The 20,183-nt window shown below is 68.0% G+C and carries 18 protein-coding genes and 1 riboswitch; of the genes, 13 read left to right on the top strand and 5 right to left on the bottom strand.

What is annotated here, in order from left to right; all coding sequences use genetic code 11:
• Positions 1-344 precede the first annotated feature (344 nt).
• The 4 genes from AC07TU_RS16580 (at position 345) to cobO (ending at position 6,464) form a co-directional block, all read left to right on the top strand.
• On the top strand, positions 345-2,132 hold the full coding sequence (locus AC07TU_RS16580; RefSeq protein ID WP_495189013.1) for a sensor histidine kinase: 1,788 nt from the start codon (positions 345-347) through the stop codon (positions 2,130-2,132).
• Positions 2,125-3,465 carry a sigma-54-dependent transcriptional regulator gene (locus AC07TU_RS16575; RefSeq protein ID WP_495189012.1) on the top strand — a complete coding sequence of 447 codons (1,341 nt, stop codon included), beginning with the start codon at positions 2,125-2,127 and terminating at the stop codon, positions 3,463-3,465. The genes AC07TU_RS16580 and AC07TU_RS16575 overlap by 8 nt, the downstream gene beginning before the upstream one ends.
• Before the next feature lie 67 nt (positions 3,466-3,532).
• A riboswitch (cobalamin riboswitch) is annotated at positions 3,533-3,752 on the top strand.
• 181 nt (positions 3,753-3,933) lie between these two features.
• Positions 3,934-5,799 (top strand): TonB-dependent receptor plug domain-containing protein, encoded by a 1,866-nt coding sequence (locus tag AC07TU_RS16570; protein WP_495189011.1) that lies wholly within the window; start codon positions 3,934-3,936, stop codon positions 5,797-5,799.
• 56 nt (positions 5,800-5,855) lie between these two features.
• On the top strand, positions 5,856-6,464 hold the full coding sequence (cobO, locus tag AC07TU_RS16565; RefSeq protein WP_495189010.1) for a cob(I)yrinic acid a,c-diamide adenosyltransferase: 609 nt from the start codon (positions 5,856-5,858) through the stop codon (positions 6,462-6,464).
• On the opposite strand, the gene AC07TU_RS16560 is transcribed toward cobO, so the two are convergent.
• Positions 6,461-7,303, bottom strand: a complete 843-nt coding sequence (locus AC07TU_RS16560; protein ID WP_495189009.1) for an ABC transporter substrate-binding protein — start codon at positions 7,301-7,303, stop codon at positions 6,461-6,463. The two genes, cobO and AC07TU_RS16560, sit on opposite strands and share 4 nt — an antisense overlap.
• Positions 7,304-7,353: 50 nt before the next feature.
• Between AC07TU_RS16560 and AC07TU_RS16555 the strand changes: the two genes are divergently transcribed.
• Genes AC07TU_RS16555 through cobU form a run of 9 tightly spaced genes read left to right on the top strand, consistent with a single transcriptional unit; the run spans position 7,354 to position 15,249 of the window.
• Positions 7,354-8,349: a FecCD family ABC transporter permease gene (locus tag AC07TU_RS16555; RefSeq protein WP_495189008.1), complete on the top strand. Its 996-nt coding sequence runs from the start codon at positions 7,354-7,356 to the stop codon at positions 8,347-8,349.
• A complete protein-coding gene (locus tag AC07TU_RS16550; RefSeq protein ID WP_495189007.1) occupies positions 8,343-9,131 on the top strand; it encodes an ABC transporter ATP-binding protein in 789 nt (262 codons plus the stop codon). Before AC07TU_RS16555 ends, AC07TU_RS16550 begins: the two co-directional genes overlap by 7 nt.
• The gene (gene cobT, locus AC07TU_RS16545) at positions 9,131-10,144 is read left to right on the top strand and encodes a nicotinate-nucleotide--dimethylbenzimidazole phosphoribosyltransferase (RefSeq protein ID WP_495189006.1); all 1,014 of its coding nucleotides are present in this window, start codon (positions 9,131-9,133) and stop codon (positions 10,142-10,144) included. Before AC07TU_RS16550 ends, cobT begins: the two co-directional genes overlap by 1 nt.
• The gene (locus AC07TU_RS16540; protein WP_495189005.1) at positions 10,141-10,704 is read left to right on the top strand and encodes a histidine phosphatase family protein; all 564 of its coding nucleotides are present in this window, start codon (positions 10,141-10,143) and stop codon (positions 10,702-10,704) included. The genes cobT and AC07TU_RS16540 overlap by 4 nt, the downstream gene beginning before the upstream one ends.
• Positions 10,701-11,417: an adenosylcobinamide-GDP ribazoletransferase gene (locus AC07TU_RS16535; protein WP_495189004.1), complete on the top strand. Its 717-nt coding sequence runs from the start codon at positions 10,701-10,703 to the stop codon at positions 11,415-11,417. Before AC07TU_RS16540 ends, AC07TU_RS16535 begins: the two co-directional genes overlap by 4 nt.
• A complete protein-coding gene (locus tag AC07TU_RS16530; protein WP_495189003.1) occupies positions 11,414-12,373 on the top strand; it encodes a threonine-phosphate decarboxylase in 960 nt (319 codons plus the stop codon). Before AC07TU_RS16535 ends, AC07TU_RS16530 begins: the two co-directional genes overlap by 4 nt.
• Positions 12,366-13,298 (top strand): adenosylcobinamide-phosphate synthase CbiB, encoded by a 933-nt coding sequence (cbiB, locus tag AC07TU_RS16525; protein ID WP_495189002.1) that lies wholly within the window; start codon positions 12,366-12,368, stop codon positions 13,296-13,298. Before AC07TU_RS16530 ends, cbiB begins: the two co-directional genes overlap by 8 nt.
• The gene (locus AC07TU_RS16520) at positions 13,286-14,749 is read left to right on the top strand and encodes a cobyric acid synthase (protein WP_495189001.1); all 1,464 of its coding nucleotides are present in this window, start codon (positions 13,286-13,288) and stop codon (positions 14,747-14,749) included. The genes cbiB and AC07TU_RS16520 overlap by 13 nt, the downstream gene beginning before the upstream one ends.
• The gene (cobU, locus tag AC07TU_RS16515; RefSeq protein WP_495189000.1) at positions 14,746-15,249 is read left to right on the top strand and encodes a bifunctional adenosylcobinamide kinase/adenosylcobinamide-phosphate guanylyltransferase; all 504 of its coding nucleotides are present in this window, start codon (positions 14,746-14,748) and stop codon (positions 15,247-15,249) included. The genes AC07TU_RS16520 and cobU overlap by 4 nt, the downstream gene beginning before the upstream one ends.
• Positions 15,250-15,261: 12 nt before the next feature.
• Here the strand turns inward: cobU and AC07TU_RS16510 are convergent, their stop codons facing one another.
• Genes AC07TU_RS16510 through AC07TU_RS16495 form a run of 4 tightly spaced genes read right to left on the bottom strand, consistent with a single transcriptional unit; the run spans position 15,262 to position 20,170 of the window.
• A complete protein-coding gene (locus AC07TU_RS16510; RefSeq protein ID WP_495188999.1) occupies positions 15,262-17,511 on the bottom strand; it encodes a fused MFS/spermidine synthase in 2,250 nt (749 codons plus the stop codon).
• 37 nt (positions 17,512-17,548) lie between these two features.
• A complete protein-coding gene (locus AC07TU_RS16505; protein WP_495188998.1) occupies positions 17,549-18,076 on the bottom strand; it encodes a GNAT family N-acetyltransferase in 528 nt (175 codons plus the stop codon).
• A gap of 1 nt (position 18,077) precedes the next feature.
• The gene (gene hemB, locus AC07TU_RS16500) at positions 18,078-19,067 is read right to left on the bottom strand and encodes a porphobilinogen synthase (RefSeq protein WP_495188997.1); all 990 of its coding nucleotides are present in this window, start codon (positions 19,065-19,067) and stop codon (positions 18,078-18,080) included.
• Between the two features lie 38 nt (positions 19,068-19,105).
• A complete protein-coding gene (locus tag AC07TU_RS16495) occupies positions 19,106-20,170 on the bottom strand; it encodes a choice-of-anchor A family protein (RefSeq protein ID WP_495188996.1) in 1,065 nt (354 codons plus the stop codon).
• Positions 20,171-20,183 lie beyond the last annotated feature (13 nt).

The following is a 20,183-nucleotide window of genomic DNA, read 5'->3' as shown; positions in this document are numbered from 1 at the left end:
AGCGGCTTCAGCGACGCGCCCGCGTCCGGCCACACATAGCCCACCGTCACACCCGCAGCGATCGCCACCAACACCTGCACGTACAGCTGCCCGTACCAGGCCACACGCCGCGCAGGCTCGCTCGAATACTCTAGTGCAATCGCCATTCAGATCCTCCCATCGCGCCTTTCCGGCGTCGATTCTGGGCTGCGTCCAGCAGCGGCATCGTTATCATCCGGCAACCTCGCAAAACCAAAAACTGAACTTAAAGTATTGATTTATATGAACCTATTACCCGTCGAGGCAGATGAATCCGTGCAAGAATACGCACATGGAAATCACATAATGTGTGATATTCCGCACAAATGAGGAGCCTGACTCGATCTACCCGGAGTCTTGCGCTGCTGGCCGCCGCCGGCGCGGTGCTGCTCGCGCTGGTCTCAATCGCCGCATTCCGTGTCGCGCAGCAGCAGGCGGTGTCCGCAACCGATCGCGCCGCCGCTCAGCTGGTGCGCGACAATGCCGGCCTGTTCGCGAGCGAGTTGCAGAAATTCCGGCTGCTGCCGCTGGTGCTCGCCGAATATCCCGATGTCCGTGGAATGCTGGAGACACGCGACACCGCGGTGGTCGATCGGATCAACGCACGGCTCGAGCTTCTCGCGCAGCGCACCGACGCCGCGGCGATCTATGTGCTGACGGCACAAGGCCGCGCAATCGCCGCAAGCAACTACCGGCTGCCGGCGAGCTTCGTCGGACAGGATTACGGCTTCCGCCCCTATTTTCAGGGAGCGATCCGCGACGGCGGTGCGGAGCTGTTCGCGCTCGGCACGGTGAGCGGGCGTCCCGGCCTCTATCTGGCGCGACGCATCGGCGATGCCGCGCGCCCGCTCGGGGTGATCGTCGTCAAGATCGAGTTCGAAGCGATGCAGGCCGCCTGGGCGCGCCAGCAGGGCAAGACCCTGGTCACCGATCCGCATGGCGTGGTGATCGTGACCAGCGAGCCGCGCTGGCGCTTCGGCACGATCGGGCAGATCAGCGCGGATGATCGCGCTGCGATCCGCGCGACGCGTCAATATGGCAGTCTGCCGCTCGCCCCGCTGCCGCTGACGATCGACGGCGCGGCGGCGCAGATGGGCGGGGAAACGCCGGGGAGCCGGTTGGCGGCAACCGGGCTGCCGCTCGCCGGGGCGCAGATGCGCGTCCTCTATCCGCTCGATCCGGCGATGCGCAGCGCCAATGCCAATGCACGGCTGGTTTCGCTCGGCGCACTGATCGTGATCGCGGGCGCGCTGTTGCTGCTGTGGCGCGCGCGTGAACGCCGTCTGCTCCAGATCGCCGCACAGCGTGCTTTGGAGGGGCAGGTTGCCGAACGCACCGCCGAACTGCGCGAGACCAATGCACAGCTGGTCGCCGAGAGCGGCGAGCGGGCGCTGGCCGACCAGCGCTACCGCGCTGCGCGCGAAGAGCTGGCGCAGGCGAACCGGCTCGGGTCGCTGGGCCAGATTACCGCAGGCGTCGCGCATGAGATCAATCAGCCTGTCGCCGCGATCCGCAGTTTCGCCGAGAATGCGCAGGGCTTCCTCGCCCGCGGCGATGGGGGCCGGGCAGACGAGAATCTGGGGCGGATCGTCGACCTGACCCAACGCATCGGCACGATCACCGCCGAACTGCGCAACTTCGCGCGGCGGCGCACGCCCGAAACCGGTGCCGTCGATGTCGACACGGTGATCGAATCGACCCTGTTGCTGATCGGCGACCGGGTGCGTGCACAGGGCGTCGTCCTTGAACGCACCGGCCCCGCAGCGTTGCGCGTCACCGCCGATCGGGTGCGGCTCGAACAGATCCTCATCAACCTGATCCAGAACGCGCTCGACGCGCTCGCGGGGCAAGAAAGGCCGGTCATCCGCATCACCACGGCGCGTGAGGATATGCGGATCGCGATCGAGGTCGCCGACAATGGTTCCGGCGTCGCGCCGGAGCTTGCCGATCAGCTGTTCATGCCCTTCGTCACCGGCCGCGCCGAAGGTCTCGGTCTTGGCCTGCCGATCGCGCGCAATATCGCACGCGAGTTCGGCGGCGAGCTGAGTCTGACCGGCTCTTCGCTGGGTGGCGCGGCCTTCCGTCTCGAACTGCCGGAGGGCGCGCATGGCTGAGCCGCTCATTCTCTTCGTCGATGACGACGCGGCCCTGCGTGAGGCGAATGTGCAGACGCTGGAGCTGGCCGGACTCGCCGTCCAGCCCTTCGCCAGCGCGCAGGCCGCACTCGGCGCGATCAACCCGGACTTCGCAGGCGCCGTGATCACTGACATCCGCATGCCCGGCATGGACGGCCTGCAATTCTTCGAGCGTATCCGCGCGATCGATCCGGAGATACCGGTGATCCTGATCACGGGGCATGGGGACGTGCCGATGGCGGTGCGCGCGTTGCAGGACGGCGCGTTCGATTTCCTCGCCAAGCCTTTTGCCGCCGGGCACCTCGCCGCCTCCGCAAGCAAGGCGCTGACGGCGCGCGCGCTGGTGCTCGACAATCGCCGGCTGCGCGCGGACACGGCAGCGCGGACCGAAAGCCCGCTGATCGGCGACAGCCCGGCGATGGTCCGGCTGCGCGAAACGATCGCTCAGGTCGCGCGCGCCGATATCGATGTGCTGATCGAGGGCGAGACCGGGACCGGCAAGGAACTGGTCGCGGCGATGCTCCACCGCGGCTCGCCGCGCAGCGCCCGCCCGTTCGTCGCGGTCAACTGCGCCGCGCTGCCCGAGGCGCATGCCGAGGTCGAGCTGCTCGGTCACGCCGCCGATGCGGTGCCGGGCGCCCGCTTCGCGCGCACCGGGCGGATCGAAGCGTCGGACAAAGGAACGCTGTTCCTGGACGATATCGACGGCATGCCGCTTGCCGTGCAATCGCGCCTGCTCCGCGTGATCGAGGAACGCGAGGTGCTTCCACTCGGCGAGGAGCGCCCCATCCCGCTCGACCTGCGCGTGATCGCATCGGTCAAGCCAGGACTGGAGGTGCTGATCGAGCGAGGCGAATTCCGCCGCGACCTCTATTTCCGCCTCAACGTCGTGCGGCTGTCGCTGCCGCCGCTGCGCGAGCGCCGCGCGGACATCCCGTTGCTGTTCGCCGCCTTCGTGCAGGAGGCGACCGCGCAGGCGGGGCGCAGCGATTTCCGGATCACCGACACGATCCGCCGCCATCTGATCGGCCATGACTGGCCGGGCAATGTCCGCGAATTGCGCAATTTCGCGTTCAGCGCGGTGCTTGGCCTGACCGAGCAGAGCGTGTGGGAGAGCGACGCACAGGAAGGGCTGGTCCAGCGTGTCCGCAGCTATGAGGAGATGCTGTTGCGCGAGGCGCTGCAGGCCGCGAACGGACGGGTCGACCGCGCACTCCAGCTGCTCCAGCTCCCGCGCAAGACGCTGTACGACAAGATGAAGCGCGCAGGGATCACCCCTGCCGACTTCCGGCTGCCCAAACGCGGCCGTTGAAACTCCCCGTTGGCTTTCGCTGCGATTGCGCGTAGGGGCGCCCGCGGACGCCGGGAGAAATCCGGTCGTCCGATTGATCGCGCCGGTGCCCCGCGAGGGGCTTCAATGGGAATGCGGTGCGGATGGGCGACCATCCAAATCCGCGGCTGTCCCTGCAACTGTAAGCGGTGAGCGAGATGCGCTGGCTCCCCATTCGAGGGGGCAGCCACTGGACTTGAGGTCCGGGAAGGCCGTGCATCGAGCGATGACCCGCGAGCCAGGAGACCTGCCGGTGTGGGTCGCTCTTGCCATGGTCCAGGGAATGACCAGGGCACGGTTTCTCTCCGTCTGAGCGACGAACCATGCGGCCGGGGCCGCACGGTCACGCTTGTGCGGGTGCCTCCAGCGTCCGCCCGCACGCGCGTGCCGGCCGTTCGTTGACACGGCAGGCCCCGCCTTTTCAGTTGCTCGACGCGGGGGGACTATAAAGTGAATTACCGCTATCTCACCCTTCTGCTTGCCAGCGCCGCTACCCCGGCGTTCGCGCAGGACCAGGCGCCCGCCGGCGACGACGAAGTCATCGTCAGCGCCAGCCGCGTGCCGCTCAATGCGCGCGAAATCGGCAGCGCCGTCACCGTCATCACCGCCGAGGACCTGCAGCGCGACCAGATCACCTTCGTGAAGGACGTCTTCCAGGATCTGGCCGGCGTTCAGATCAGCTCCGACCGCCCCGGCGACACCACGAGCGTCAGCATCCGCGGATCGGACAATGATCAGGTGCTGTTCCTGATCGACGGCATCGAACTGGGCGACCCCAGCTCGACCAGCACCCAGTATCAGTCGGATCACCTCACCACCGCGGATATCGCGCGGATCGAGGTGCTGCGCGGCAACCAGAGCTCGCTCTACGGTTCCGACGCGATCGGCGGCGTGGTCAACATCATCACCAAGCGCGCCAAGGACGACGGCTTGCTGTTCAATGCGCAGGGCGAATACGGGTCGCACGACACGCTCAACGGCGCGGCGTCGATCATCGGCAAGAAGGGCGTGGTCGATTTCCGCCTGACCGCCAGCGGCTACAAGCATGAAGGCCCCTCGCTCGCCGACCCGGCGACCGGCACTTCGGTCGAGGAAGACGAATATTGGCGCTACGGCTTCAGCGGCCGCGTCGGCGTGGCGGCGACGTCGAATATCGAGCTGCAGCTGATCGGCTTCTGGCAGGATTCGCACTCCGATCTGGACGGTACCAATGCCGACAGCACCGACACAGTGCGCAAGAAGGAATGGGCCTATGCGGGCCAGGCGAGCTACCGCAGCGATGACAGCGCGCTTCGCGCGAGCGCGACGGCGAGCCGCTACGTCGCCCAGCGCCGTTACTTCGGCACCTGGTACCGTCCCGACGGCGACTTCTTCGAGGGCACCAAGGACGTGCTCGCGGTCAACGCTAGCTACGACAAGGGCGGCGTGTTCGGCATCGCGGTCGGCGGTAATTACGAGGAGGAATATACCGATCAGGTGACCGCCTTCTCGGGGGTGTTCGACGCCAAGATCACGACCAAGTCGGCCTATGCCGAACTGGCGCTGCGTCCGGCGCGCGGGCTGACCATCACCGGCGCGGCGCGCATCGACGACAATAGCCGCTTCGGCAGCTTCGACACCTATCGCGTCACCGGCGCTTATGTCCTCGAGAACCTGATCGGCAGCGGCAACGTCAAGCTGCGTGCGAGCTATGGCTCGGGCGCCAAGGCACCGGGGCTCTACCAGCTGTTCGACCCGACCTATGGCTATGCCGGCCTCAAGGTCGAGACCAGCGAGGGTGGCGATGTCGGTGTCGATTTCGACTTCGGTTCCGCGTTCAGCGCGCAGGTCTCGTACTTCTTTGCGAAGACCCGCAACGAGATCGCGTTCGATTGCACCGCCCCCACCCCTGGCTGCTATGTGAACTTCGGGCGGACGCGCAAGTCCGGCGTCGAGGTCGCATTCGACCTGCGTCCGGCGGACTGGATCGCGTTCCGCCAGAGCCTGACCTATCTCAACGCCGAGCAGCGCGCGAATGGCGTGTGGAGCGACCTGCGCCGCCCCGAATTCTCGGGCAGCACGTCGCTCACGCTCACCCCGGTCGAGCGGTTCTCGGTCACCGCGCGCCTGCGTCACCGCGACCGCAACGCGTCGAGCAGCTTTTCGCCCGCGACCAAGGGCTACGAAGTCGTCGACCTGCTCGCTTCCTATGGGATCACCGACAATGTCGAGGTCTATGGCCGCGTCGTGAACCTGTTCGATCGGCAGTATCAGATGAGCTATGGCAAGAACGCCCTGGGCCGCAGCGCCTATGGCGGCATCCGCCTGAAGTTCTGACCCGTTCGGGGAGGCGGCGCGATCCGCCTCCCCTTACTCATTCACGGAGAGATGCGATGAAGCCCCGGACCGACGCCGAGCACAATGAGCGGATGAAGAAGATCCAGGCGGCGCAGGCCAAGAAGATCGCGACCAAGACGGTCGAGAAGGGCCTGCTGATCGTCCATACCGGCAACGGCAAGGGCAAATCCTCCTCCGCCTTCGGCATGGCCGCGCGATCGATCGGCCACGGGATGAAGGTCGGCATCGTCCAGTTCGTGAAGGGCACGATCGACACCGGCGAGAAGCGCTTCTTCGACCGTTTCCCCGACGAGATCGAGTTCAAGCGAATGGGCGAAGGCTTCACCTGGGACACGCAGGATCGCGCGCGCGATATCGCCGCGGCGCGCGCCGGGTGGGAAGAGGTCAAGCGGATGATCGCCGATCCCGCCTATGCGCTGGTGATCGCCGACGAACTCAACATCGTGCTGCGCTACGACTATCTGCCGGTCGAGGAAGTGCTGGAGGCGGTCACCGCCCGCGCCGAGATGAAGCATGTCGTCATCACCGGCCGCAACGCCCCCCAGGCGCTGATCGACGCCGCCGACCTCGTCACCGAGATGACCGAGGTGAAGCACCCCTTCCGCACGCAGAATGTACGCGCGCAGAAGGGCATCGAATTTTAGTGTTTACGGGCCGCCGCCTGCTGAACGATGCCGCGCGCAGCCAGCACATAGGCGGGGCTGCCGCACACCGTCCATGCCTGGGGGATCGAGATGCGCGGGATGCTGCGCAGCGCCGGGTGGTGGAGCATCTCCGTCCCCTGATCGGTGACCCGGTCGGTCGCGCTTTCCACGATCAGGAAATCAGGACGCGCGGCGACCATTTCCTCGAGGCTGATCTGCGAGAGCGGCGGCTTGCCGAGCTTGGCGGCGAGATTGACCAGGCCCACCCGCGTCATCAGGTCGTCGATCAGCGTCTCGGTGCCGGTCATGAAACCGCGGCGCTGGTAATAGGCCGCGACCTTGCCGCCCTTGAGCTTGCCGAGCCTGGCGAGATCAGCCTCCATGCGGCGGATCAGCGCCTCGCCGCGCGCGGGATGGCCGACGGCGGCGGCGACGGTGCGGATCTGCTCGATGATCGTGGGGTAGCTCTCGGCATAGCCCAGATCGAGCGTATGATATTTCTCCGGGCCCAGCGGGCGCAGCATCGCATGGCGGCTGGCGGGCATGCCGATGATCAGGTCGGGGCGCAGCGCGAACAGCTGTTCGGACGATTCCTTGAGCAAGGTGATGCCCTGCGCATGCGCCGCCGCCGCCGACATTTCGGTATCGCGCGCATTCCTGGTGAGCGCGGCGATCTGCGACCGGTCCGCCAGCGCGAGCAGCAGCTGATCCGTGCAGAGGTTGAGCGAAACGATCCGCTGTGGTCGAACGGGCGCGCCGGCCGGCTGCGGCACGGCGGGCGCCGCGGACGCTCCGAGCGAGAACAGGGAAATGGCTGCAAGATGGAGAAGACGCCGCATGATGTTGCTCCTAACCCGGTTCGCGAACCGGGCAAGCGGTTCGTGACGCGATGACCCGCGGCGCATCCTTCCGCCTCAACGGCCTGTTGCTGGTGCTGACCGCGCTTGCCGCACTGGCCTCGCTCGCCTTCGGTACCGTCTCGCTGGCGCCCGACCGGGTGATCGCCGCACTGCTCGGCAACGGTGATCAAATCGCATCGACGATCGTGCTCGACCTGCGCATGCCGCGGATGCTGCTCGGCCTGCTGGTCGGCGCGATGCTGGGTCTTGCCGGCGCGGCGCTGCAGGGGTTTCTGCGCAACCCGCTGGCCGAACCCTCGGTGCTGGGGGCGTCCAACGCCGCGGCGTTCGGAGCAGTGATCGCGCTCTATTTCGGCATCGCCGAGCTCCATCCCGCGCTGCTGCCGCTGCTCGCCATCGCCGCGGCGATGATCGCGCTGGTCCTGCTGTTCAGCCTTTCCGGCCAGTCGGAGAGCGCACTGACCCTGATCCTCGCGGGTATCGCCATCGCGACGCTGGCCGGTGCCGGGATCAGCCTCGCGCTCAACCTGTCGCCCAACCCCTTTGCGGCGATGGAGATCATGAACTGGCTGCTCGGCAGCATCGAGAACCGGTCGTCGCAGCATGTGTGGATCGCCCTGCCCTGCATCGTCATCGGCGGCGCGCTGTTGCTGTGGGATGCGCGCGCGCTCGACGCGCTGACCCTGGGCGAGGACGGCGCACGGGCGCTGGGGATCAATCTGCGCGCGGTGCGCTGGCGGCTGCTGGTCGGCGTCGCGATCGGTGTGGGCGGGGCGGTCGCCGTCTCCGGATCGATCGGCTTTATCGGCCTGATCGTGCCGCACATCATCCGTCCGTTCACCGACCGAAGCCCTTCGGCAATCCTGTGGCCCTCGGCGATCGGCGGAGCATTGCTGCTCACCCTCTCCGACCTAGGCGTGCGGATGATCCCGGCGACCAATGAGCTCAAGCTCGGCGTGGTCACCGCCTTTCTCGGAATTCCGGTCTTCCTTGTCCATCTCTTGCGGGAGCGCCGGCTATGGTGACGCTGACGACGCAGGCGCTGAGCGTATCGCTCGGCACGCGCACGGTGGTGGACGACATCACCTTGTCGCTCGAACCCGGGCGGCTGATCGGGATCATCGGTCCGAACGGTGCGGGCAAGTCGACGCTGGTGCGTGCGCTGCTGGGGCTGGTCCCCTATCGCGGCAACATCGCCCTCGACGGCGCCGAGATCACCAGCCTGACCCGCGCCCGGATCGCCCGCGAGCTCGCCTATCTGCCGCAGGGACAGATCCTGCACTGGCCGTTGTCGGTCGAGCGGCTGGTGGGCCTCGGCCGCCTGCCCCACCTTGCGCCGATGTCGCGGATTTCGGCGGCGGACCAGGCGATCATCGACCGGGCAATGGCGCGCGCCGATATCGAGCATCTGCGCGATCGTATCGCCACCGAGCTGTCGGGCGGCGAGCGTGCGCGCGTCCTGCTCGCACGTGCACTTGCGGTCGAGGCGCGCGGGCTGATCGCGGACGAACCGCTCGCCTCGCTCGACCCCGGGCACCAGATCGACGTGATGGAATTGCTGCGCAGCGAAGCCGCAGCAGGCGCCCTCGTCGTTGCGGTCCTCCACGACCTCACCATGGCCGCGCGCTATTGCGACCGGCTGCTGCTGATGGATCGCGGAAGGCTGGTCGCGCAAGGCGCGCCGCTGGAGGTCCTGAACGAGGCCAATCTGCGCAGCGTCTATGGCGTGCAGGCGCGGATCGAAGGAAGTGAAACCGCGCCGCTGGTCGTGCCGACCGGACGGATCGCGCAGGAAACGAGTCACTGATGCGTTTTGAGTCCCCCGAAGCCTTGGCCGCCCTCCTCGCCGGTCTTCCCGGGCCGGATGGAGCCGCGCGCGAAGCCGCGGCCGCGCGGCAGGCTCAGCTCACCAAACCCGCTGGATCGCTCGGCCGGCTCGAGGAGATCGCGCTGTTCATGGCGGGCTGGCAGGGCAAGGAACGCCCCGTGCTCAACCGGGCGCGCACGGCGATCTTCGCGGGCAATCATGGCGTCACGCGGCACGGGATCAGCGCCTTTCCTTCGGACGTGACCGTGCAGATGGTCGCCAACTTCGAAGCCGGCGGCGCGGCGATCAATCAGCTGGCGCGCGAGGCCGGGCTGGAACTGCGCGTGATCGCGCTCGACCTCGACCGGCCGACCGCGGATTTCACCGAAGCACCGGCGATGAGCGCGGACGAATGCCTCGACGCGCTCAATCGCGGCGCTGAGATGGTCGAGCCCGGTCTCGACCTGCTCACGGTCGGCGAAATGGGGATCGGCAACAGCACCGCGGCCGCGGCGCTTTGCGCGCGGAGCCTGGGCGGCGATGTGCGGGACTGGGTGGGGCCGGGTACGGGCCTCGATTCCGCCGGGATCGCACGCAAGGCCGCGGTGATCGAACGGGCGCTGGCAACACATGCCGACGCGCCCCGCACCGGCTTCGAAACCCTGCGTCGGCTGGGCGGGCGCGAGATTGCCGCGATCGCCGGTGCCGTACTGGCTGCGCGCCATGCCCGGGTGCCGGTGATGCTCGACGGGTTCATCGCCTGCGCCGCGCTCGCCCCGCTGGTCGCCGATCAGCCTGGCCTGGCCGAACATTGCCTGGCCGGCCATTGCTCGGCCGAACCGGGACATCGCCGCCTGCTCCACCAGTTCAGCCTGACGCCGTTGCTGCAGCTTGGCATGCGGCTGGGCGAAGGCAGCGGCGCGGCGGTGGCCGTGTCGATCGTGCGCGCGGCACTGGCGACGCATAACGGCATGGCGACCTTTGCCGAGGCCAGCGTCTCCGGAAAGCTGTGAGCGCGCGAACCCTCTATCTGATGCGCCACGGCGCGCCGGTCCTGACCGGGCGGATGCTGGGCCGCACCGATTGCGAGGTGACGCCCGAGGGGATCGCGGCCTGCCGGGCACAGGCCGAGGACCTGGCCGTCGCGCATGTGATCGCATCCGATCTGCAACGCGCATCGCGCTGCGCGGAGGCGATTGCCGCCGACCGTGGCCTGTCCCCGCGCATCGACGCCCGCTGGCGCGAACTCGATTTCGGCGCGTGGGACGGGCTGGAGAGCAGTGTGATCGACCCGGACGCGCTCGGCCGCTTCTGGAGCGATCCCGACGCCAACCCGCCACCCGGCGGCGAGCGCTGGTCGGCGCTGGTCGCGCGGATCGGTGCCGCGATCGATGAGCTCCCTTCCGAACCCGTGCTGGTCGTCACCCATGGCGGGGCGATACGCGCGGCATTGCATGTGCTGTGTGGTTTCCCGCTTGCTCAGCTCTGGGCGTTCGACCTGCCCTATGCCAGCGTGCTCGCGCTGCGACTCTGGGATCGGCGCAGCGGGCAGATCATGGGGTTGTGGCCATGAAGGGTTTGATCATCGCGCTGCAATTCCTGACCCGGCTGCCAATGCCGAGCGTGCCGGTGGATTCGGCAAGCTTCGCCGCAAGCATGCGCTGGTTCCCGGTCGCAGGGCTTGCAGTGGGCGGCGTGACCGCGGGTGCCTTCTGGCTGGGCGGTCATATCGACCCATGGCTGGCCGCGCTCGCCGGGCTGGTCGCCTGGGTCTGGGTCACCGGGGCACTCCATCTCGACGGCCTCTCCGACCTGGCCGATGCACGCGGCGCCGCGCATTGCGATCCCGAACGGTTGCTTGCGGTGATGGCCGATCCGCATGTCGGCAGCTTCGGTGTCGTTACGCTGATCGTCCAGCTCATTGCCAAGCTGGTGCTGCTGCATCTGCTCCCCCCGGCACAATGGCCGGCTCTGCTGCTGATCCCGGCCGTCGCGCGGATCGGCCCGCTGGCGTGGACGCGCTGGCTGCCCTCGCTCCACGCCGGACTTGCCGAGCGGTTCATCGGCGTCGCCAGCCTGCCGGTGCTGGCGGTGTGGGCGATCGGCTGGGCAGCGGCCTGCTGGTTCGTTCCCGCCTTGCTCGTCGCGCCCCTGCTGGTCCTGTGGTGGGGCCTCTGGCTCAGGGACAAGCTTGGCGGGGTTTCGGGCGATTGCCTTGGCGCGGGGATCGAGCTGGTCGAAACCGGCTTGCTGATTGCCGTGGTGCTGTGGGCCGGGCTCGCGTGAGTCCATGGACGCATCATGGCGGACAGCTCGCCACGGCCCGCGCGCTGTTCGGCGACGGCGACGCGCCGTGGATCGACCTGTCGACCGGGATCAACCCGCGCCAATGGCCCGGCGTCGCGCAGCTCGCGATCGACTGGTCGCGGCTGCCCGACACAAGCGCGCTGACCGCGCTCGAAATTACGGCCGCCCGCTATTTCGGCGCCGATCCGGCCTGCGTGCTTGCGGTCCCCGGCACCGAGATCGGGCTGAGGTTGCTTGGCGGACATCTGCCCCGGCCGGTGCGCTATTGCTGGCCGAGCTACGGAACGCATGCCGAGATCGACCCTGAGGGCCTTGCCGTCGACAGGCCGGATCCCGGCGCCGGCACGCTGATCCTCGCCAACCCCAACAATCCCGATGGCAGGATCACGCCCGCCGCTGTGCTCCGGGCGCAAATGGCGGCCGGCTGGCTGGTGGTGGACGAAGCCTTTGCCGATGCCGATCCGCGCTACAGCCTTGCAAGCGAGGTTGGCGAGGATGCGCCGCTGATCCTGCTGCGATCGTTCGGCAAGTTCTTCGGGCTGGCCGGCGTGCGGCTGGGCTTTGTGATCGCGCCGCCGGGGCTCATCGCCGGCCTCCGCCGCCATCTCGGCGCATGGCCGGTGTCGGCCGCAGCGATCGCGATCGGCACCGCCGCCTATGCCGACAGTGGATGGATCGAGGCGGAGCGCAGCCGGCTGGCGGCCGATGCGGCTGTGCTGGACCAGCTGCTCCAGGCGCATGGCTATGTGACCGCGGGCGCCTGTCCGCTGTTCCGCCTCGTCGAGACAGCGGATGCGCAGGCGTTGTTCGAACGGCTCGCCCGGCGATCGATCCTTACCCGGCCGTTCGACTATGACCCGCGCTGGCTGCGCATCGGGCTGCCCGCCGAGGCCGAGGCGCTTGCCCGGCTCGACTCCGCTCTCGCCAATGGCTGAGCCGGTCGCGCTCATGGCGCTTGCGATCGATGCCGCGATCGGCTGGCCCGCGCGGCTCTATCGTTGGATCGGCCACCCGGTGAACGCGTTCGCGGCGATCATCCGCTACTGCGCCGAGCGGTGGAATCGCGGCAGCGCGGGCACGCGCCGGGTCGCGGGTGTCGCGACGGTGCTCCTCCTGATTGCCGTCACAGGCGGCATCGGCTGGGGTCTGACCCTGCTGTTCGACAGGCTCTTCGGCGGGTGGAGCTGGATCGCGGTCGCGCTGTTCGCGGCACCGGGCCTCGCGCAGCGGAGCCTGTTCGAGCATGTGCGCGCGGTCCGCGATGCGCTATCGGCTGGCGACCTTGAAGCCACACGATCCGCGGTCGCCATGATCGTCGGCCGCGATACAGCAACGCTCGATGAGGCAGGCATATCGCGCGCTGCGATCGAGAGCCTGGCGGAAAGCTTCTGCGACGGGGTCGCGGCGCCGCTCTTCTGGCTGCTGCTGCTCGGCCTGCCTGGCATCTGGATCTACAAGGCGATCAACACGGCCGACAGCCTGATCGGGCATCGCGAGGCGCCGTGGCGCGAGTTCGGCTGGGCGGCAGCACGAACCGACGATCTGCTTAATCTGCTCCCTGCGCGGATCGCCGGGCCGGTCATCTGCCTCGCCGCCGGGCGCGGCTGGCGCGTGATGTGGCGCGACGCGCGCAACCACGCCTCCCCCAATGCCGGCTGGACCGAAGCCGCGATGGCAGGGGCGCTCGGCCTGCGCCTTGCCGGGCCGGTCAGCTATGACGGCGAAGTGCATGCCAAGCTATGGATCGGCGACGGCCGAGCAGATGCGGGAGCAACCGACATCGCCCGCGCGCTTACCCTCTATCTGCGCGCTTGTGCGCTGCTGTGGCTGATTGCAGGAGGCGCGGCATGGGCGCGCTGATGCTGCAGGGAACCGGGTCGGATGTCGGCAAGTCGGTGCTGGTCGCGGGACTGTGCCGGGCGCTCGCCAATCGCGGACTGCGCGTACTGCCGTTCAAGCCCCAGAACATGTCGAACAATGCCGCGGTGACGATCGACGGCGGCGAGATCGGCCGGGCGCAGGCGCTTCAGGCGATCGCCTGCCGGGTGGAGCCGCACACCGACATGAACCCGGTGCTGCTCAAACCGCAGGCGGATCACACCTCGCAGTTGGTCGTGCAGGGCCGGGTCCGCGGAACGCTGGGCAGCGGCAATTTCCGTGCGGCGCGCGGCGCCTTGCTCGAAGAGGTGATGGCGAGCTTCGCACGGCTCGATCAGGCGTGCGACATCGTCGTGGTCGAGGGCGCCGGGTCACCGGCCGAGATCAACCTGCGCGCGGGCGACATCGCCAATATGGGCTTCGCCCGCGCTGCCGGCGTGCCTGTGGTGCTGGTCGGCGATATCGACCGCGGCGGCGTGATCGCATCGGTCGTCGGCACCCGCGCGGTGATCGATCCCGAAGACGCCGCGATGATCCGCGGCTTCATCATCAACAAGTTCCGCGGCGATCCCGCGCTGTTCGCGGACGGCTATCGCGCGATCGAGGAACGCAGCGGCTGGCGCGGCTATGGGCTGGTTCACTGGCTGCCAGCGGCGGCGCGCCTGCCCAGCGAAGATGCGGTCCGGCTTGAACGGTCCTCGACGCGGCAGGCCGGGCGAATCGTCATCGCCTGCCCCATCCTCCCGCGGATCTCCAATTTCGACGACCTCGATCCGCTGATGCTCGAGCCGGAGGTCGAGCTGGTGATGGTCCCGCCCGGCCAGCCAATCCCCGCCGAAGCCGCGCTGATCGTCCTGCCCGGATCGAAGGCGACGCTGGCCGACCTGGAGGCGGTGCGAACGCAAGGCTGGGATATCGACATCCTCGCCCATCATCGCCGCGGCGGGACGATCCTGGGGCTGTGCGGCGGCTATCAGATGCTCGGTACCCGGATCGCCGATCCGCTCGGGCTGGAAGGCGCGCCGGGCGAAGCGGCGGGACTTGGCCTGCTGGAGGTCGAGACCGTGCTGACCCCGGCCAAGGCGCTTCGCCCCGTGCGCGGACAGGCGCTGGGCGCGCGCTTCGACGGATATGAAATGCATATGGGCGAGACAGGTGGACCGGGTGCATCGCACCCCTTCGCCACCTTTGACGATGGCCGCAGCGACGGCGCGATCAGTGCGGACGGACGCGTGATGGGAAGCTATGTCCACGGCCTTCTCGCCGACCCGGCGCAGCGCGCGGCGCTGCTGGCAAGGCTGGGTGTCCGCGCGAGTGGCGCCGACTATCGCGCGTCCGTCGATGCGGCGCTCGACGAGATCGCTGCAGCGCTCGAAACCCATCTCGACATCGACGCGCTGATCGCGCTGGCAGCCGAAAGGATATCCGCATGAGCCTTCTCGTCCTTGGCGGCGCACGTTCGGGCAAGAGCCGCTACGCGCAGGCCCGCGCCGAAGCGCTTGGCGGCGAACCGGTCTATATCGCGACGGCGCAGGCGCTCGACGCCGAGATGGGCGAGCGGATCGAGCGCCACCGCGCCGATCGGGGTCCGGCATGGACGACGGTCGAAGCGCCGGTCGAGCTCGCGGCGGCGATCCGCGCCGGGGATCATGCCGAACGCGTGCTGCTGATCGACTGCCTCACGCTCTGGACCACCAACCTGCTGCTCGCCGATCGCGATATCGCGGCGGCCACCGGCGACCTTGCCGCCGCAATCGGCGAGGCCGGCTGCCCGGTGATCCTGGTCGCCAATGAAGTCGGCCTTGGCATCGTGCCCGACAATGCCCTGGCACGCCGGTTCCGCGACGAAGCCGGCCGCGTCAATCAACGGATCGCTGCGGCAGTCGATGAGGTCATGTTCGTCGCCGCCGGCCTGCCGCTCCGGCTCAAATAGCGACGCTCGGCGCTATTCCTTGTTCAGGCTGCGCAGCACCGGCAGGATCGTCGCATAGTCGTCGGTCCAGGGCGTGAAGCCCGGGGTCGCCTCAAGGTCACGCCACGAGCCGCCGCGCGCCTTCAGCTTCGCGATCACCTCGGGCGAGCGCGACAGTGCGATCCAGTCCGACGTCGCCGCCTCCTGCATCTCCTCGTCGGGCGTCGGCACATAGGTCAGCCCCGCGGCACTCCATCCTCCCGCCTTCGCCGCAGCCTCGACTACGGGTTCGAGCGACAGGAAGCGGTTCGAGATATGGACCAGCAGCAGCCCGTCTTTGGCGAGGACGCGGTCATAGGTGGCGAACGCCTCGCGCGTCATCAGATGCATCGGCACGGCATCGGACGAGAAGGCGTCGAGTGCGAGCAGGTCAAGGCTTCCGGCGGGCGCCTCGTTCAGTCGCAGCCGCGCGTCACCCAGGATCACCTGCGCCTTGGGCGCGCAAAGCTCGAGGAAGCGGAACGGCCCGCGCGCCAGTTCGACCACCGCCGGATCGATCTCGTAGAAGCGCCAGTCCTGCCCCGGCCGCGCGTAGCAGGCGAGTGTCCCGGTGCCGAGACCGACGACGCCGATCCGGGCCGCCGGACCATAGAGCGCGTTCGCCGCCATCATTGCCCGGCCCACACCCGACCCCGGCACATAATAGGTCGTCGGCATGCGCAGCAGCAGGTCATGCCCTTCGAGCTGCACGCCGTGCAGCGTGGTGCCATGCGCCAGCCGTTTCTGGGTCGACAGATCGGTGATCGTATAGACACCGAAATAGCTGCGGGTGCGCGCGTCGCCTTCCCAGCTGATCGCCAGCGAGCGATAGCCGCCGAACAGGAACAGCGCAGCGGCGAGCACGATCATATAGGGCAGCCGAACGCCGATCGTGAACAGACCGATCAGCGCGACCGCAAGGTAGAGCATCCCCAGCGCTTTCTCGCCAAGCTGCGCAGCCGGACCGAACAGGCCGACCCAGACAAGCACCGCGACGAGCACCGCCACCAGCAGCACCCGGATGCGCATGCCCTGCCCTTCGGCGTTCCAGAGCCTGGCGAACAGCGGAAGCAGGAACGCCTGCGGCACCAGCAGCCCCGCAGCGAGGATCAGGATGGGGTATTCGTAGGTCCAGTCGAACACCAAAGGTGCGATCAATGCCGCAAAGACACCGCCCAGCGCACCGCCTACCGACATGGCGAGGTAGAAGCCAGTCAGCCGGTCCGGCTCCGGCCGCAGATCGTACATATGCGTGTGCAGCGCCACCGCGACCATGAACAGCAGGCCGAGCGCCATCAACGCGTTGAGTTCGGGATTGGCATTGTGCCCGGCGATCATCAGCCCGCCGAACATCAGGATCGTCACCGGCGCGAACCGGGTCAGGATCTCCGCAGGCCAGCGTCGCGCAGCGAATGCGATCGTGAAGCTCAACAGATAGAGGCCGAGCGGAAGCACCCACAACATCGGCACCGCGACGATGTCGGTGGTGAGGAAGCTTGATGTGGCGAGCATCAGCCCAGATGGAACGAAGGCCAGCGCGATCCAGTGCGCGATGCGTTTGCGCGAAGGCGCCGGGCTTGCCGCATGGACATGGGGCTGATCCGCCGCCTTGCGCGGCAGCAGCAGCGCGCAGGCTGCGACCGCGACGAACACCAGCGCATAGCCGCCGGTCCACAACCAGCTCTGTCCCCTGAGCGCCAGGCCGGGCTCGACCAGCAGCGGATAGGCGAGCAGGCCGCCGAAGCTGCCGACATTCGACGCCGCATAGAGCGCATAGGGGTCGCGCCCGCCCGAGGCGACAGCGAACCAGCGCTGGAGCAACGGCGCCTGCGCCGAGATCGCGAAAAAGAGCGGGCCGATCGATGCGCCGAGCAGCCAGGGTACCCAGATCGCCGGCTCGGCGTCCGCGGGCATCTGCATCGCCATCAGCCCGATGGGCAGCCACAGCGCTGCGGCCGCCAGCACCGCGAGATGGATCATCGCCTGTCGCCGCACCGGCACGCGCCCCAGCCAGTGTGCATAGGCGTAGCCGCCCAGCAGGAGCGCCTGATAGACCAGCATCGCGCTGTTCCACACCGCCGGCGCGCCGCCGAGCCGCGGCAGGGCCATCCGTGCGATCATCGGCTGGACGAGGAACAGCAGGAAGCTTCCGAGCAGGATTGCTGCAACGAACACCAGCCCGACAATACGCGGAGTGGTTGCAGGCTCGACTTGCGCCGGATCGGCGATTGCTTCGGCGCTCATCGCCTCCCCTTCTCTACGCGTTACTCAGGAACCAACTCTATGGCCGATTGATGCTGTACGTAACGATCCGGCGCAAGGGATCACCCACCGCAAAGGCGTGATGCTCGAAATCGCCGTCGGCCAGCCGCGCCATGCCGAGCCGGGTCATCATCGCCTGGCTCGCCAGATTCTGCTCGGCCGTGATCGCGACGATGCGCGGTGTATCGAAGCTTTCCCAGCCCCAGGCCATGACCGCCGTCATCGCCTCCAGCGCATAGCCCTGTCGCCAATAGGGCCTTGCGATCATCCAGCCGGCTTCGATCTCCCCCGCGATCGGATGCAGCGCGTCACCTCGCTTGAGACCGCAAAAGCCGACCACCGTCCAGTCGGCCTTGCGCTCGACGGTGAAGAAGCCCAGCCCCTCGTGCCGGTAGGCGTCGTGCCGCGCGAGCGTTGCCGCGCTCATCGCATCGTCCTTGACCGGCCCCAGATCCGCCATCACCGCAGGATCGGCCCACATCGCGAACAATGCGGGGTGATCCGACGGGCGCGGCTTGCGCAGGATCAGGCGCTCCGTTTCGATCAAGTCAGCCGCCGAGCAGCCGGGCCGCATGCGCCGCATGATAGGTGAGGACGCCGGTGCATCCGGCACGCTTGAACGCCATCAGCGTCTCCAGCACCAGCCCGTCGCGGTCCCCCGCCCCGGCCGCCGCCGCTGCTTCGATCATCGCATATTCGCCGCTCACCTGATAGGCGAACACCGGCACCTCGAACCGCTCCTTCACGCGGCGGACGATGTCGAGATAGGGCAAGCCTGGCTTGACCATCACGCTGTCCGCGCCCTCGTCCAGGTCCAGCTCGACCTCGCGCAGCGCCTCCTCGGCATTGGCCGGGTCCATCTGATAGGTCTTCTTGTCGCCCTTGAGCAGGCCGCGCGAGCCCACCGCGTCGCGAAACGGGCCGTAAAAGGCCGAAGCGTACTTGGCGGCATAGGCCATGATCTGGACGTTGACATGGCCCTCGCCCTCCAGCGCCTCGCGGATCAGGCCGACGCGGCCGTCCATCATGTCGCTGGGCGCGATGATATCGGCCCCCGCACGCGCCTGGTTGAGCGACTGGCCGACCAGCAATTCGGCGGTCTGGTCGTTCAGGACATAGCCCGCCTCGTCCACCAGCCCGTCATGGCCGTGCGCGGTATAGGGATCGAGCGCGACGTCGGTGAGCAGGCCGATGTCGGGCACCGCATCGCGGATCGCCCGGATCGCGCGGCACATGAGGTTGTCGGGGTTGAGGGCCTCGCGCCCGTCATCGGTGCGCAGATCGCGCGGGGTGTTGGGGAACAGCGCCAGGCAAGGGATGCCGAGCGCCGCAGCCTCCTTCGCCCGGATCACGACCTGATCGACCGACCAGCGCGATACGCCGGGCAGCGAGCTGATCGGGTCCTCGACGCCCTCACCCTCGGTCACGAACAGCGGCCAGATCAGGTCGGCCGGGGTCAGCACGGTTTCGGCGTGCATCCGGCGGCTCCATGCGGAGGCACGGGTGCGGCGGAGGCGAAGCGCGGGGTAATGGGACATGGCGGGCTTGTGGGACAGCCCGCCCGGCGAAGCAAGCGTCAGGCGGCGGTTTCCCGCGCGGCCTTCGCCTTGCGCCGGCGGCGCCAGTGCAGCAGCCCCAGTCCGGCCGCGCCCAGCGCGAACAGCCCGATCGTTTCCTCCGGCACCGGCGTCGGGTTGCCCCCGCCGCTGCTGCCGCCACCCGGATTGGTCGCCGGTGGCACATAGCTGCCGTCATAGCCGCCCGAGAGCCTGCCATTCTGCTGCAGGCTGCCGAACACGCCCGAACCATCGATGCTGTTGGAGACCTGGCCGACCGCCTTGGGCGCCAGCACCGACCCACCCCATGCGGTCGAGATGGCGACGCTGGTGGCGTCCCCGAAGTTCCAGATGACGTTCTCGCCCAGCCCCTTGGTCCCGCCCAGGAAATTCTGGTTGAGCGCGATCGCCGATCCGCTGACGTTGATGATCGCGGTTTCGGCGCCGTTGAGGTTGAACTTGATCTCGCTGATCTTGTTCAGGTCCGCGCTGGTGATGTTGAACACCGCGACGCCCTTGGCATCGGGCTTGGCGTCGAACGTGCCGCGGCTGCCGCTGATGGTGAAGCTGCTGTTCCCGGTCATTCCCTTCATGTCCGAAGACAGGTTGGTCAGGCTCGACCCGAGCAGGCTCTTCTGCTGCTCCAGCCCCACGCGGAAGGCCGGGTTGGTGGTGTTGAGGCCCGAATTGACCGTGTTCTGGTTGACGTTGGTGTTAGAAATCGTGCCGCCGACCTGCACCGTCTGCGACGACCCGTTGAGGTTGAAGCCGCTGTTGACGTTGCCGCCGATCGCCGCGCCCGACGCGTTGTTCAAATTCTTGTGCCCGCCATTGACGTCGCCGACCACGGTCAGGCCGGGGGTGCCGCGCGCCGAGGGGGCTGGGGTACGGACCTGATAGTCGGAAGAACTGCCGCTGAGGTTGCCGCCGACAAAGGTGCGGCCTTCCACCTGACCGGCGGATTGCAGGTCGCCGAGCACGATCAGGTTCCATTCCTTCATCGCATCGATGCCAGCGACTTGAGCAGAGGCAGGCGCGGCCATCACGAGTGCGATGCCGAGGGGAAGCAAAGTACGAATACGCATAAGACGGGCCATA

The organism is Sphingomonas sp. GW821-FHT03E12 (assembly GCF_059420685.1).
The sequence above is the reverse complement of the archived record's forward strand: the minus strand, read 5'-3'. Positions and strand labels throughout refer to the sequence as shown.

Coding starts and splice junctions, on each gene's coding strand:
- cbiB (WP_495189002.1), top strand. CDS start 12,366: ATGGCTGAGCCGGTCGCGCTCATGGCGCTTGCGATCGATGCCGCGATC.
- cobU (WP_495189000.1), top strand. CDS start 14,746: ATGAGCCTTCTCGTCCTTGGCGGCGCACGTTCGGGCAAGAGCCGCTAC.
- AC07TU_RS16535 (WP_495189004.1), top strand. CDS start 10,701: ATGAAGGGTTTGATCATCGCGCTGCAATTCCTGACCCGGCTGCCAATG.
- AC07TU_RS16560 (WP_495189009.1), bottom strand. CDS start 7,303: ATGCGGCGTCTTCTCCATCTTGCAGCCATTTCCCTGTTCTCGCTCGGA.
- AC07TU_RS16510 (WP_495188999.1), bottom strand. CDS start 17,511: ATGAGCGCCGAAGCAATCGCCGATCCGGCGCAAGTCGAGCCTGCAACC.
- AC07TU_RS16550 (WP_495189007.1), top strand. CDS start 8,343: ATGGTGACGCTGACGACGCAGGCGCTGAGCGTATCGCTCGGCACGCGC.
- AC07TU_RS16520 (WP_495189001.1), top strand. CDS start 13,286: ATGGGCGCGCTGATGCTGCAGGGAACCGGGTCGGATGTCGGCAAGTCG.
- AC07TU_RS16495 (WP_495188996.1), bottom strand. CDS start 20,170: ATGCGTATTCGTACTTTGCTTCCCCTCGGCATCGCACTCGTGATGGCC.
- AC07TU_RS16580 (WP_495189013.1), top strand. CDS start 345: ATGAGGAGCCTGACTCGATCTACCCGGAGTCTTGCGCTGCTGGCCGCC.
- cobT (WP_495189006.1), top strand. CDS start 9,131: ATGCGTTTTGAGTCCCCCGAAGCCTTGGCCGCCCTCCTCGCCGGTCTT.
- hemB (WP_495188997.1), bottom strand. CDS start 19,067: ATGTCCCATTACCCCGCGCTTCGCCTCCGCCGCACCCGTGCCTCCGCA.
- cobO (WP_495189010.1), top strand. CDS start 5,856: ATGAAGCCCCGGACCGACGCCGAGCACAATGAGCGGATGAAGAAGATC.
- AC07TU_RS16575 (WP_495189012.1), top strand. CDS start 2,125: ATGGCTGAGCCGCTCATTCTCTTCGTCGATGACGACGCGGCCCTGCGT.
- AC07TU_RS16555 (WP_495189008.1), top strand. CDS start 7,354: ATGACCCGCGGCGCATCCTTCCGCCTCAACGGCCTGTTGCTGGTGCTG.